11 protein-coding genes are annotated in these 11,883 nt (G+C 60.6%); 4 read left to right on the top strand and 7 right to left on the bottom strand.

Features of this window, described 5'->3' with window-relative positions:
* The 3 genes from QZ638_RS06725 to QZ638_RS06715 all read left to right on the top strand — a co-directional run.
* A partial coding sequence (locus QZ638_RS06725) for an ABC transporter permease (RefSeq protein ID WP_295808251.1) occupies positions 1-715 on the top strand: 715 nt, incomplete at its 5' end.
* Positions 712-2,343 (top strand): ABC transporter ATP-binding protein, encoded by a 1,632-nt coding sequence (locus tag QZ638_RS06720; RefSeq protein ID WP_295808249.1) that lies wholly within the window; start codon positions 712-714, stop codon positions 2,341-2,343. The genes QZ638_RS06725 and QZ638_RS06720, both read left to right, overlap by 4 nt.
* Before the next feature lie 16 nt (positions 2,344-2,359).
* Positions 2,360-3,310 carry a glyoxylate/hydroxypyruvate reductase A gene (locus QZ638_RS06715; protein WP_295808247.1) on the top strand — a complete coding sequence of 317 codons (951 nt, stop codon included), beginning with the start codon at positions 2,360-2,362 and terminating at the stop codon, positions 3,308-3,310.
* 7 nt (positions 3,311-3,317) lie between these two features.
* On the opposite strand, the gene QZ638_RS06710 is transcribed toward QZ638_RS06715, so the two are convergent.
* The 3 genes from QZ638_RS06710 to QZ638_RS06700 all read right to left on the bottom strand — a co-directional run bounded on the left by QZ638_RS06710 (position 3,318) and on the right by QZ638_RS06700 (position 6,012).
* Complete coding sequence (locus QZ638_RS06710; RefSeq protein ID WP_295808245.1) at positions 3,318-4,175, bottom strand: NlpC/P60 family protein; 858 nt, start codon at positions 4,173-4,175, stop codon at positions 3,318-3,320.
* A complete protein-coding gene (locus QZ638_RS06705) occupies positions 4,172-4,522 on the bottom strand; it encodes a MarR family transcriptional regulator (protein WP_295808244.1) in 351 nt (116 codons plus the stop codon). Before QZ638_RS06705 ends, QZ638_RS06710 begins: the two co-directional genes overlap by 4 nt.
* A gap of 116 nt (positions 4,523-4,638) precedes the next feature.
* The gene (locus QZ638_RS06700; RefSeq protein WP_295808243.1) at positions 4,639-6,012 is read right to left on the bottom strand and encodes a M17 family metallopeptidase; all 1,374 of its coding nucleotides are present in this window, start codon (positions 6,010-6,012) and stop codon (positions 4,639-4,641) included.
* A gap of 121 nt (positions 6,013-6,133) precedes the next feature.
* Here QZ638_RS06700 and QZ638_RS06695 point away from each other — a divergent pair, with 121 nt between their 5' ends.
* On the top strand, positions 6,134-6,958 hold the full coding sequence (locus QZ638_RS06695) for a tetratricopeptide repeat protein (RefSeq protein WP_295808241.1): 825 nt from the start codon (positions 6,134-6,136) through the stop codon (positions 6,956-6,958).
* A 62-nt stretch (positions 6,959-7,020) separates the two neighbouring features.
* On the opposite strand, the gene QZ638_RS06690 is transcribed toward QZ638_RS06695, so the two are convergent.
* From QZ638_RS06690 to QZ638_RS06675, 4 genes are read right to left on the bottom strand one after another with little or no spacing between them, the layout of a single operon-like run.
* A complete protein-coding gene (locus QZ638_RS06690; protein WP_295808240.1) occupies positions 7,021-8,010 on the bottom strand; it encodes a type II secretion system F family protein in 990 nt (329 codons plus the stop codon).
* A 3-nt stretch (positions 8,011-8,013) separates the two neighbouring features.
* Entirely contained in the window at positions 8,014-9,027 is a 1,014-nt protein-coding gene (locus tag QZ638_RS06685) for a type II secretion system F family protein (protein ID WP_295808239.1), read from the bottom strand.
* Positions 9,028-9,069: 42 nt separating this feature from the next.
* Entirely contained in the window at positions 9,070-10,581 is a 1,512-nt protein-coding gene (locus QZ638_RS06680; RefSeq protein ID WP_295808237.1) for an ATPase, T2SS/T4P/T4SS family, read from the bottom strand.
* A 19-nt stretch (positions 10,582-10,600) separates the two neighbouring features.
* Positions 10,601-11,881, bottom strand: coding sequence for a CpaE family protein (locus QZ638_RS06675; RefSeq protein WP_295808236.1), 1,281 nt, complete (start codon positions 11,879-11,881; stop codon positions 10,601-10,603).
* Between the last annotated feature and the right edge of the window lie 2 nt (positions 11,882-11,883).

Raw genomic sequence — 11,883 nt, 5'->3', positions numbered from 1 at the left:
TTCCTGGGACCTGCCGGACCCCGCGCCCTCGCCGCCCAGCGCCGCGCACTGGCTGGGCACCGACGACCAGGCCCGCGACGTGGTGGCGCGGCTCATCTACGGCTTCCGCATCTCCGTCGTCTTCGGTCTGGTGCTGGCCGCCTTCTCAGCGGTCATCGGCGTCTCCGCCGGCGCCGTGCAGGGCTACTTTGGCGGCTGGACCGACCTGCTGTTCCAGCGCTTCATGGAGATCTGGTCCGGCCTGCCGACCCTCTACCTGCTGATCATCCTGGCCAGCGTGGTGGTACCGAACTTCTGGTGGCTGCTGGGCATCATGCTGCTGTTCTCCTGGATGGGCTTCGTCGGCGTGGTGCGCGCGGAATTCCTGCGCGCGCGCAACTTCGACTACGTGCGCGCCGCCCGCGCCCTGGGCGCCAGCAACCCGGTGATCATGTTCCGCCACGTGCTGCCCAACGCCATGGTCGCCACCATCACCTTCCTGCCCTTCACCCTGTCGAGCGCCATCACCGCACTGACCTCTCTCGACTTCCTCGGCTTCGGCCTGCCCGCCGGCTCGGCCTCGCTGGGCGAGCTGTTGAAGCAGGGCAAGGAGAATCTGGCCGCCCCCTGGCTGGGCCTGACCGGCTTCTTCTCCATCGCCATCATGCTGAGCCTGCTGGTCTTCATCGGCGAGGCGGTGCGCGACGCCTTCGACCCGCGGAAGACGTTCAAATGAGTGAGACCCCCCTCCTTTCGATCCGCGATCTCTCGGTCTCGTTCACCCAAGGTGATCAAGAGACGCTCGCCGTCGACCGCATCTCCTTCGACATCGCACGTGGCGAGACGGTCGCGCTGGTTGGTGAATCCGGCTCCGGCAAGTCTGTTTCGGCTCTGTCGGTTTTGAAGCTTCTTCCCTATCCGGCGGCAAGCCATCCCTCAGGCGAGATTTTCTATAACGGCGTCGACCTGCTCTCGGCCGACGAAGCGACGCAACGCAAGGTTCGCGGCAACGAAATCTCCATGATCTTTCAGGAGCCGATGACCTCACTCAATCCGCTACACACCATCGAGCGGCAGGTCGGCGAGATGCTCAAACTGCATCATGGTATGAGCGACAAAGCAGCGCGGGAGCGCACGCTGGAACTCCTGAGGCAAGTCGGCATCCGCGATCCGGAAAAGCGACTCGATTCCTTTCCCCATCAGCTTTCCGGAGGTCAACGCCAGCGCGTGATGATCGCCATGGCGCTCGCCAATGAGCCAGATCTTTTGATTGCCGATGAACCGACCACCGCGCTCGACGTGACGGTGCAGGCGCAAATTCTCGAGCTACTGGCCAAACTGCGTCGCAAGAAGTCCATGTCGATGCTGTTTATCACCCACGATCTCGGCATCGTGCGCAAGGTGGCGGACCGCGTCTGTGTCATGACGGACGGCAAGATCGTGGAAAGCGGTCCCACGGAACAGATATTCACCGACCCGCAGCACGCCTATACACGCCATCTCATCGAAGCCGAACCAAAGGGCCGCCCGCCCAAGGCGGACCCAACAGCGGAAACGGTAATGGAAGGCGACCGGATCAAGGTCTGGTTCCCGGTGAAGAAAGGGATACTGCGCCGCACGGTCGACTACATCAAAGGTGTCGACGGGGTCGACGTCACGGTGCGGGCGGGCCAGACGCTCGGCGTGGTGGGCGAATCCGGCTCGGGCAAGACGACGCTCGGCCTGGCCCTTGCACGCATGATCGGCTCCGAGGGTCATATCCGTTTTGCCGGCGGGGAGATCGACCAGCTCAGTTTCCGCCAGATGCGTCCATACCGCCATGCGCTGCAGGTGGTTTTCCAGGATCCTTACGGTTCGCTCAGCCCCCGGATGTCCGTTGCCGAGATCATCCAGGAAGGTCTGCGCATTCACGAGCCCGGTCTTTCAGCCGAAGAGCGCGACGCCATGGTGGTCGACGTCCTGAAGGAAGTCGATCTCGACCCTGGCTCCCGGTTCCGCTACCCGCACGAATTCTCTGGAGGTCAGCGCCAGCGCATCGCCATTGCGCGCGCCATGGTTCTCAAACCGCGTTTCGTGATGCTGGACGAGCCCACTTCGGCTCTCGACATGAGTGTTCAAGCGCAGGTGGTGGACCTCTTGCGCGATTTGCAGAAGCGGCACAATCTGGCCTATCTGTTCATCAGTCACGACCTGAAGGTGGTGCGTGCGCTCGCCAACGAGGTTATCGTCATGCGTGCTGGCAAGGTGGTAGAGGCCGGTCCCGCGGAACAGATTTTCGATGCGCCGCAGACCGACTACACACGCGCGCTGATCGCAGCCGCGTTCAACATCGAAGCCACACCGGGAGGTGTGGTCAGCGAATAAATCCGAGGGGCAAACCATGAGTATACCGGAACGCGGCCGCGTCCTTCTGTCCGTTACCGGCTTCAATCCGCAACGCTGGTACGATCTTCTGTCTAGGGATCGAGATGTCGTGCTGGAACCCGCTGGCGCGGCCGACCCATCCATCGACTATGCGGTGGTGTGGAAACAGCAACCGGGTGTGCTCGCCAAATTGCCGAACCTCAAGGCAATCTTTTCCATAGGTGCCGGCGTCGATCACATCTTCGCCGACGATCAGGTGCCGGACGTGCCCATCGTTCGCGTGGTGGCGGACAACCTCACCCAATATATGTGCGAATATGTGAACTGGCGGGTGCTCGACCATCACCGCCAGGGCGCGCTCTACAGGGCACAGCAGACGAAGAAAGTCTGGCACGAGCCACGCCAACCACCCGCCAACGAAGTATCGGTCGGCATTATGGGGCTCGGCCAGCTCGGTGCGCGCGCGGCACAGGCATTGCTTGCGCTGGGCTTTTCGATAAACGGCTGGAGTCGCAATCCCAAGGAGATCGAGGGCATCAACTCCTATCATGGAGAAGACGGGCTCACACCGTTCCTCAACGCCACCGACATTCTGGTCGTCCTTCTGCCGCTGACGCCGGCAACAGAAGGCATTGTGGACTATTCGCTGCTTTCGCGCCTACGGCAAGATGGCCCGCTCGGTGGTCCCTGCCTCATCAATGCCGGCCGTGGCCGGTTGCAACGCGAAACCGACATTCTGCGCGCGCTGGAAGACGACGTGTTGAAGGAAGCGAGTCTCGATGTGTTCGAGCGAGAGCCTCTGGCGCCGGAAAGCCCTCTGTGGGGACATGCACGGGTTTTCGTCACACCGCATGCGGCCGCTACATCCGACCCGGCCCATCTGGTGCCGCCCATGCTGCAGCAGATGGATGCATTCGAGCGCGGCGAACCGCTTCGCAATCTCGTCGACCGCAAAGCCGGCTACTGATTCCGGACTACGCCGGCCGACGGTAATGCGTCGGCCGGCCATAGAGGCGCTCGATCCGCGCGATGGCCTCTTTCAAAGGCTCACGCGCGACGGTCATGGTATTGCCGTTGGCATGCAGCATCAGCTCGTGATCGAGCATGATCGCCACGTGTCCCTTCCAGAACACGAGATCGCCGCGCCTGAGTTGGCTTTCGCCAGGCTCAAACAGCATGCCGATGCTCTCGGCCTGCATGTCCGTATCGCGCAGAACCGATTTTCCAGCCATGCGCATGGAGAGCTGCACAAGACCTGAACAATCGATCCCGTGACCGCTTGTCCCGCCCCACAGATAGGGCGTGTGCAGGAAGGCCTCCGCAACAGTGACGTAGTCATCGTCGTGAACGTCAAGCGGCTGCAAATGTCCGGCGAACATCGCACCGCCTGTGGCGAGAAGCGCATAGCGCGTACCCCGGTTCTCGACCTCCTCCGTCACGCTCACCCCGGCACCAAGACTATGCACGGCAACAGCCGGTGTCTTCAGCTCCGGTTCGGGATAGACGAAACTACGCTGCGCGGTCACGCGATGTGTGGGCGCCACATCGTTCCCGGCAAGAGAAGCCGCATTAACGTATCCCACATAGTTGTCATGGTCCGCCTGCACCCATGCCCAGCCGTCGCGGCGCTCGAAAACCCGCACCGTATCGCCACAAAGAAACTGGGTGTCGATACCGGCATCGAGGCGCGGCGCACTGCGCACGTCGACGACTGGCCCGCTGATGCGCGCTGATGTGCCGGCGATGAAGCGGTCCGCATCGATTTTGCCTTTGAGGCGATCATCGGCAAGGTCCGGTCTATGGGCGTGGAGGCGGCGGTCAAGTTTGGTCATAACGATAGCTCCGCTGCTTTGGCCACCACCACGTCGCCGAACCGCTCCACGAACAGCGCGCCCTCAACGGTGCGCTTGATAAGAACATTGCGGCGATCGGCCGTATCGCGGTGGCGCGAAACGAATTTCAGTGCGCCCATCGTGTCGAGAGCGCGGGTAATGACGGGTTTCGATACGTCCAGTTTTTCGGCCAACCCCCGCACGGTGTGCGGCGGCGGGTCCAGATAGATTGTCAGCAGGATTGCAAGTTGACGCTCAGTCAGGTCAGGCGCCTTGCCACGCACCTCGATCAAACTGACCTGCTGCCACAACCGCAGTGCCTGGCTCGGCCTCAAATGAATGGACATGCCCTTTCCTGTCCCGCTTCCGGCCATCCTGCCGGCGCGCTTTCGCGAAGGACGACCCAAAACCGTTTCGGTTCCGTTCCATTCATGCCGCGAAAGGCGTGCCGAAGCAAGCGTCTCTATTTGCCGTAACGGTTCGCCAGAACATGTTCGATCGCACGAATGCCCTGTGCCTCGCCACCGACGGGCGAATAGGGCTTATCGGTCGGGTTCCATCCATAGATGTCGAAATGCGCCCAGCTTTTCGACTTCTCCACGAAACGACCGAGGAACAGACCGGCAATCGGCGAACCTGCAAAACCGTCGAGCGATACGTTGTTCATGTCGGCGATCTTCGAGTCGATGCGCGACAGGTATGGCTTCCACAAAGGCATGCGCCAGAGCGGATCCGCCACCGTCTCGGAGGCTCGTGTCAACGCCTCCGCAAGCGCTTCATCGTCGGTGTAGAAAGGCGGCACGTCCGGTCCGAGCGCGACACGTGCCGCGCCCGTGAGCGTCGCCATGTCGATCAGAAGTTCCGGCGTCTCCTCATCGGCCAGTGTCAGTGCATCGGCCAGAACCAAGCGACCCTCAGCATCGGTGTTGCCGACCTCGACGGTAAGTCCTTTGCGGCTCGTCAGGATATCGCCCGGCCGAAAGGCGTTACCGGCGACGGCGTTTTCAACCGCCGGAATAAGAACCCGCAGGCGGATGTCGAGTTTCGAAGCCATGATCATCGAGGCGAGCCCGAGCACGTTCGCTGCGCCGCCCATATCCTTTTTCATGAGCAGCATGCCGGCGGCCGGCTTCAGGTCGAGGCCGCCGGTGTCGAAGCAGACGCCCTTGCCCACCAGCGTGACCTTCGGCGCGTCTTCACGCCCCCAGCGCAGATCGAGCAAGCGTGGTGCGGCCTCGGCCGCCCGGCCGACCGCATGGATCATCGGCAGGTTGTCTTTCAAAAGCGCGTCGCCGAGAGTGACCGTCATGGCCGCGCCGTGCTCTTCCGCCAGCGTCCGCACCGCAGTTTCCAGTGCGTCGGGGCCCATGTCACCAGCCGGCGTGTTAATCAGATCGCGCGCCAGAAAGCTGCCTTCGGCCAGACGCTGGACGCGGCCTGTATCGACTCCATCCGGAACCGCAAAGCGAAGCGTATTCCGGGGTTTCTTGCCATAGCGGGTGAACGCATAGGAGCCCAACATCAAACCGAGGGTTGCCAGTTCGGCCTCGGCCGGTTGGCCGGCGAAATGCCAGTCGCCTTCAGGCAGAAGGCGGGCCAGCCCACCGGCAGCGAGTGGATTGGCGGCGTCCGATTTGCCAAGGCCAAAGAACGCACCCGCGAGCGCTCCCTTTTCTCCGGGGATTGCCAAGACCTTGCCCGCTACACCCGTAAAACCGTTCGACCGCGCCCACGCTATTGCCCCTTTCGGTGCATCGCAGACATCGAGACCATCCGCCTTTACCGTATAGACCGGGAGCGATGAAGCCTCTTTCGACCTCAGGAGCGTGACGGGCATTTGTTGTCTCCTCGTTTTCATTTCATGAAGCGTTTTAACGCTCCGTTAGGGTTAACAGATTATTTCTCTCTTCGAGAGTTGGCCGGAGGGCGGCCGAAGCCAATCGGAGGGCGCGGGGCTGATGTTTACCGAACAGCGCACGAATGCAACCGCAAACAAAATAACCATGACGGCACTTGCGCTGGTTATGGCAGTCGCAGTCGCCGGCTGCGCCAAGGACCGGATAACCACCGGCTCGGTCAGCCGCAGTACGCCAAAGGCCGCGTCCAGTGTCTCAAATATGAGCGAACCGCAATTGCGGGATGCGGCGGCATCTCTCGGACGCGCCTACACCCAGAACACCAAGGACAAGGCAACAGCGCTCCGCTACGCCTCGGTGCTGCAGATGACCGGACGCGTCGACCAGTCCCTGGCGGTGATGCGGAAGCTCGCCATCGACCATCCGACAGATCGGCAGGTTCTTGCGGCCTATGGCAAGGCGCTTGCCGCAGCCGGCGAATTGCAGCCGGCGCTCGATGCGGTCCGTCGCGCCCAAACACCGGAATATCCGGACTGGCGCCTGCAATCGGCAGAAGGCGCGATACTCGATCAACTCGGCGAGAAAGAAGCTGCGCGGGCGCTCTATCGTCAAGCCTTGAGCCTGCAACCGAACGAGCCGTCCGTACTCTCCAATCTGGGTATGTCCTATCTGCTCGAAGGAAATCTCAAATCCGCCGAACAACACATGCGGCAGGCTGCCCAAGCCCCTGGCTCCGACAGCCGTGTCCGACAAAACCTGGCTCTTGTCGTCGGTCTTCAGGGACGATTCGGCGAGGCAGAGCAATTGGCCCGGCAAGAGCTTTCGCCCGAACAAGCCGAAGCCAACGTCGCCTACCTGCGCTCCATGCTCTCCCAGCAGAATGCTTGGAGCCAAATCTCCGACGACCAAAAGGAGAAGCGCCGATAAACGGTTCTATCTTTCACCGGTTGATCTGAAAAAGGCCGCTTTAAGCGGCCTTTTTCATCATCTTAGAACAGCCCTTGCTGTTTGATCTGGATGCCGGCCGGTCCGAGGATGACGGCAAACAAAACGGGGATAAAGAAAAGAATCATCGGAACGGTAAGCTTCGGCGGCAAAGCGGCAGCCTTCTTTTCCGCCTCGTTCATGCGCATTTCTCGGCTTTCGTCGGCCAGCACCCGAAGCGCGTGGCTGACAGGTGTGCCGTAGCGTTCTGCCTGGATCAGCGCCTGAGTGACGCTCTTCACGGTTTCCAGCCCCGTGCGCGCAGCGAAGTTCTCATAAGCCTGGCGACGCTCCTGCAAAAACGAAAGCTCGGCATTCGTGAGCACCAACTCCTCGGCCAGCGCAACGGATTGAGCACCGATCTCATCCGCCACCCGGCGGAAAGCCGCTTCGATGGACATGCCCGATTCAACACAGATCAACATCAGGTCGAGCGCGTCGGGCCATGCGAGCTGAATGGATTTTTTTCGTTTTGCCGCAAGATTGCTCACGTAAAGCACGGGCATATAAAAACCCGCATAAGCGGCAATGATACAGACAAATAACTTCACAAAGAGGGGCTGATCGGGAAGCCCCCCGAGCACAAAGATATAAACGATTGCGAGCAGCAGCGTCGCGAACGGAAGAACGAGACGAAAGAACAGAAATTTCGTCAGCGGGTTCTGACCCCGAAAACCGGCTGTACGCAGTTTGGCGACGGCCGCGTCGTCGGCGAGCGCCCGTCGCAGATCGAGCCGATCCACGATCGCGCGCATTCCTTCGGATTGGTGCTCGCGCAGACCGCGCCGACGCTTGTCCGCTTCGGCGGCCAGACGTGCACGTTGCCTGGCCCGTAGTTCCTCGCGCTCCAGCGCCACGCTTTTCATGCGCGATTTCAGCGGATCGCCGCCGAACGCCGGCAAAAGGGTGAAAACGGTCGCAAAAACCGCAACCGCAACCAGAATTGCGATCAGGAAACTGGGATCGATGATATTTCCGACGGCATCCGCGGGCATTGTCTAAACCTCGAAATTGATCATGTTCCGCATCACGAGAATGCCGATTGTCATCCACAGCGCCGAAAAGCCAAGGATCAGATGCCCCATGCTCGTCGTGAAGAGCGGGGTGATATAGGTCGGGCTGGTAAGGTAGACGAGAAACGCTACCACAAAAGGCAGTGCACCGATGATGATGGCCGATGCCTTCGCTTCCATCGACAGGGCCTGCACCTTCGCTTTCATTTTCTTGCGGTTGCGCAGAACGCGCGACAGATTGGACAGCGCTTCGGAAAGATTGCCACCCGCCTGCGACTGGATCTGGATCACGATGCCGAAGAAGTTCGCTTCCGGGCAGGGCATCGTCTCGCCCATCCTCATACACGCCTCCGGGGTCGAGATACCCATCTGCTGGGCTTCAACGATCCGTCGAAACTCAGTGCGCACGGGCTCCTGGGATTCGCTTGCGATCAGGCGAATGCCGTCGTTGATCGGCAAACCCGATTTCACCGCCCGCACGATCACATCCAGCGAATTGGGAAACTCGTTCAGGAACGCCTTGACCCGACCACGGCGCTTCCAGGCAACGAACCAGCGTGGCAAACCGAATGCACCGACGATGAGAGCCCCGGGGAGAACCAGAAGCGGAGCGCCCAAGACGAAAATAATCAAGGTAAACACCAGGCCGCAAACAGCGGAGACGATGTGAAAGCGCTCCGGTGTCAGATCCATGCCTGCCTGTTTGAGCTGCATTTTCAATGGCGGTTTGCGCACTTTGCTGTCACGCTTCTTCTGCCGCTCATCAAGATCCTTGAGCGAATCCTGAATGGATTTGCGCCGTTTTGCCGTTTCGGCCACACGGTCCCGCGAAGCTTTGATAGCGATCTGATCGGTCTGCGCCCGCTTGACCGTATCGAGCCGGCGGCCGACCTTCTTCTCGGCGGCCATGTTGTTGAACATCAGCGCATACGCTACCGCGCCGGCACTGCAGCCGGCCAGAAGCACGAACGCGATGAGAGTGATGTCCATTCCGAACATGGATTTACCCGCTCCAATTGGAAAGGGAAGTCACGGACATGATTAGTCGGACTTCCTTTCCATAGCTTCCAGCGTGGTCGCCAGTCGCTGTTCTTCACCATAGTAACGGGCGCGGTCCCAGAAATGCGGCCGCGCGATGCCGGTCGATACGTGCTGACCGACGATCTTGCCGTTCGCGTCCTCACCCTTCATGTCGTAGAGCATGAGATCCTGCGTGATGATTACATCGCCCTCCATCCCGATCACCTCGGTCACATGGGTGATACGACGTGAACCGTCGCGCAGGCGCGTCGCCTGGATAATCACGTCCACCGAACCGACGATGATTTCGCGCACCGTGCGCTGCGGCAGCGTGAAGCCACCCATCGCGACCATGGATTCGATGCGATTCAGGCATTCGCGCGGATTGTTGGCGTGGATGGTTCCCATGGAGCCGTCATGGCCCGTGTTCATGGCCTGCAGGAGATCGAAGACCTCGGGTCCGCGCACCTCACCAACGATGATGCGTTCGGGGCGCATGCGCAGGCAGTTGCGCACCAGGTCTCGCATGGTGACCTCGCCCTCGCCCTCCAGATTGGGCGGACGGGTTTCAAGCCGAACAACATGCGGTTGCTGGAGCTGCAGCTCGGCGGAGTCCTCGCAGGTGATGATGCGCTCGTCGAGATCGATGAAGCTGGTCAAGCAATTGAGCAGCGTCGTCTTACCGGAACCGGTACCGCCGGAGATCAGGACATTGCAGCGCACCCGGCCGATGATCTTCAGTATTTCGGCCCCTTCCGGCGAAATCGCACCGAAGCGAACCAACTGGTCAAGTGTGAGCTTGTCCTTCTTGAACTTACGAATGGTGAGGGATGCGCCGTCGATGGCCAGCGGAGGCGCAATAACGTTCACACGGGAACCGTCGGGCAGGCGTGCATCGCAGATCGGGCTCGATTCGTCGACGCGACGGCCCACCTGGCTGACGATGCGCTGGCAGATGTTGAGAAGCTGCTGGTTATCGCGGAAACGCACGCCGGTCTGCTCGACCTTGCCGTTCACCTCGATATAGACATCCTTAGCGCCGTTGACCATGATATCGGCGATGTCGTCGCGCGCCAGAAGCGGCTCGAGCGGACCGTACCCCAGAACGTCGTTGCAGATGTCTTCGAGCAATTCTTCCTGCTCGGAGATCGACATCGCGAAGTTCTTGATCGCGATGATGTCATTGACGATGTCCCGAATTTCCTCACGCGCGCTGTCGGGGTCGAGATTTGCGAGCTGGGAGAGATCGATGGTCTCGATCAGGGCCGAGAAGACCTGACTCTTGGTATCGTAATAGGATTCGCTACGTGCACGCGCCGGCTGCGGCGATCGCGCGGGCGCCGGAGAGGTTGGTTTGGGCGCTTCTTCACGCGGTCGAGCCGTCGGCTCCCGTGGTGTGAGGTCCGCTTTCGGCTGCTGCGGCGCCGCCGGTCGTTCCGGCGTCAATACGTCGGCGCCCCCCGAGAAGGTTTTCGGGGTTTCGGTGTGCGGTGCTGCGGGATGCGGGACACCTGTCCCTCTCTTTCCGAACATCTGACGCTACCAATCCGTATCAGCTCTTGCGTTTCAACTTGTCCAGAATGCCGGACAGGCCGCTCTTCTTTTTGGGCTTCACATCGCGCCGACCGGTCAGCACGTGGGCGAGCTCGTTGATCGTCCCGACAATCGGATTGTTGGCATCCATTTCACCCAACATGCGCCCATTGTTCGCCGCGTTGCCGAACAGTTGCGGTTCGAATGGGATCGTCGCAGCAGGGATCACACCCAATGGTTCGGCGAAATCCTCAAGCGAGATTTCCGGCCGTTTTGGAATGCCTGCCTGATTGAGCAGGAGAACAGGTGGCTTGTCGTTGGGCCGCAGGGTCTTCAGCGTATCGATCAAGTTTTTCGTATTGCGCAGATTGGCAAGATCCGGCGTGGCCGTGATGACGATCTCATCGGCCTGCGCGAGCGTGGTCTTCGTCCATCCGTTCCAGGCATGCGGCACGTCGAGAACCAGAACCGGCGCCGTGCGCTGCGTTGTATCGATGATCTGCGCGAAGGCCTCCGGGTCGAAATCGTATACGCGATCCAGTGTCGACGGAGCTGCAAGCAGGGAAAGCCTCTCAGCGCACTGCGCCAGCAGGCGGTCGAGATAGACTTCGTCGATACGTTCGGGCGAGAACACCGCTTCGGCGATGCCTTGCGCCGGATCCTGGTCGAAATTGATGTTGGCCGTGCCAAAAGGAAGATCCAGGTCGGCGACGACAACCTCGTTCTCGAAGAGGTTCGAGATCGCCCAGGCCACGTTATGGGCTACGGTGGACGAGCCCACGCCCCCTTTCGCGCCAACGAATGCAATGGAATGCCCCAAGGGCTCGGCATCGGGATCAACGAAAATGTTGGCGATCACACTGACGATGTCCGCCATCGAGATCGGAGCAACCACATATTCCGAAATGCCGGCGCGGATGAGTTCTCGGTAGAGCCAGACATCGTTGTAATGGCCGATGATGATGACCTTCGTCGAAGGATCGCACACCGTTGCCAGTTGCTCCAGCGAGGCAAGCAGTTCCCTGGGTTCGCTGGAGGATTCGACGATCACGAGGTTCGGCGTCGCTGCGGTCTGATAGAACTCGACCGCGGTCGCGACACCGCCCATGTGCACCTTGAGATGCGTTTTCGCCATGCGACGATCTTCGCCCGCCCTCTCGATGGGGTTGGCGACACTTTCGGTTTCGCAGAACGCCTGGATCGATATCCTTGGGATCGGTCGCAGTTTTTGAAGCGACGGCGAGGTATCGTCGTCGGAGGACAGATCGTCGTGATCCGTTTCGTAGGCCAGATTGCTCATGT

The sequence above is a fragment of the uncultured Nitratireductor sp. genome (assembly GCF_913053745.1).
Taxonomy (GTDB): Bacteria; Pseudomonadota; Alphaproteobacteria; order Rhizobiales; family Rhizobiaceae; genus Nitratireductor.
Note: the sequence above shows the minus strand (reverse complement) of the source record. Positions and strands in the feature narration are given on the sequence as shown.

Excerpts from the sequence above, each read along its gene's own strand:
- QZ638_RS06720 (WP_295808249.1), top strand. The coding sequence starts at position 712 with ATGAGTGAGACCCCCCTCCTTTCGATCCGCGATCTCTCGGTCTCGTTC.
- QZ638_RS06715 (WP_295808247.1), top strand. The coding sequence starts at position 2,360 with ATGAGTATACCGGAACGCGGCCGCGTCCTTCTGTCCGTTACCGGCTTC.
- QZ638_RS06710 (WP_295808245.1), bottom strand. The coding sequence starts at position 4,175 with ATGACCAAACTTGACCGCCGCCTCCACGCCCATAGACCGGACCTTGCC.
- QZ638_RS06705 (WP_295808244.1), bottom strand. The coding sequence starts at position 4,522 with ATGTCCATTCATTTGAGGCCGAGCCAGGCACTGCGGTTGTGGCAGCAG.
- QZ638_RS06700 (WP_295808243.1), bottom strand. The coding sequence starts at position 6,012 with ATGCCCGTCACGCTCCTGAGGTCGAAAGAGGCTTCATCGCTCCCGGTC.
- QZ638_RS06695 (WP_295808241.1), top strand. The coding sequence starts at position 6,134 with ATGTTTACCGAACAGCGCACGAATGCAACCGCAAACAAAATAACCATG.
- QZ638_RS06690 (WP_295808240.1), bottom strand. The coding sequence starts at position 8,010 with ATGCCCGCGGATGCCGTCGGAAATATCATCGATCCCAGTTTCCTGATC.
- QZ638_RS06685 (WP_295808239.1), bottom strand. The coding sequence starts at position 9,027 with ATGTTCGGAATGGACATCACTCTCATCGCGTTCGTGCTTCTGGCCGGC.
- QZ638_RS06680 (WP_295808237.1), bottom strand. The coding sequence starts at position 10,581 with ATGTTCGGAAAGAGAGGGACAGGTGTCCCGCATCCCGCAGCACCGCAC.
- QZ638_RS06675 (WP_295808236.1), bottom strand. The coding sequence starts at position 11,881 with ATGAGCAATCTGGCCTACGAAACGGATCACGACGATCTGTCCTCCGAC.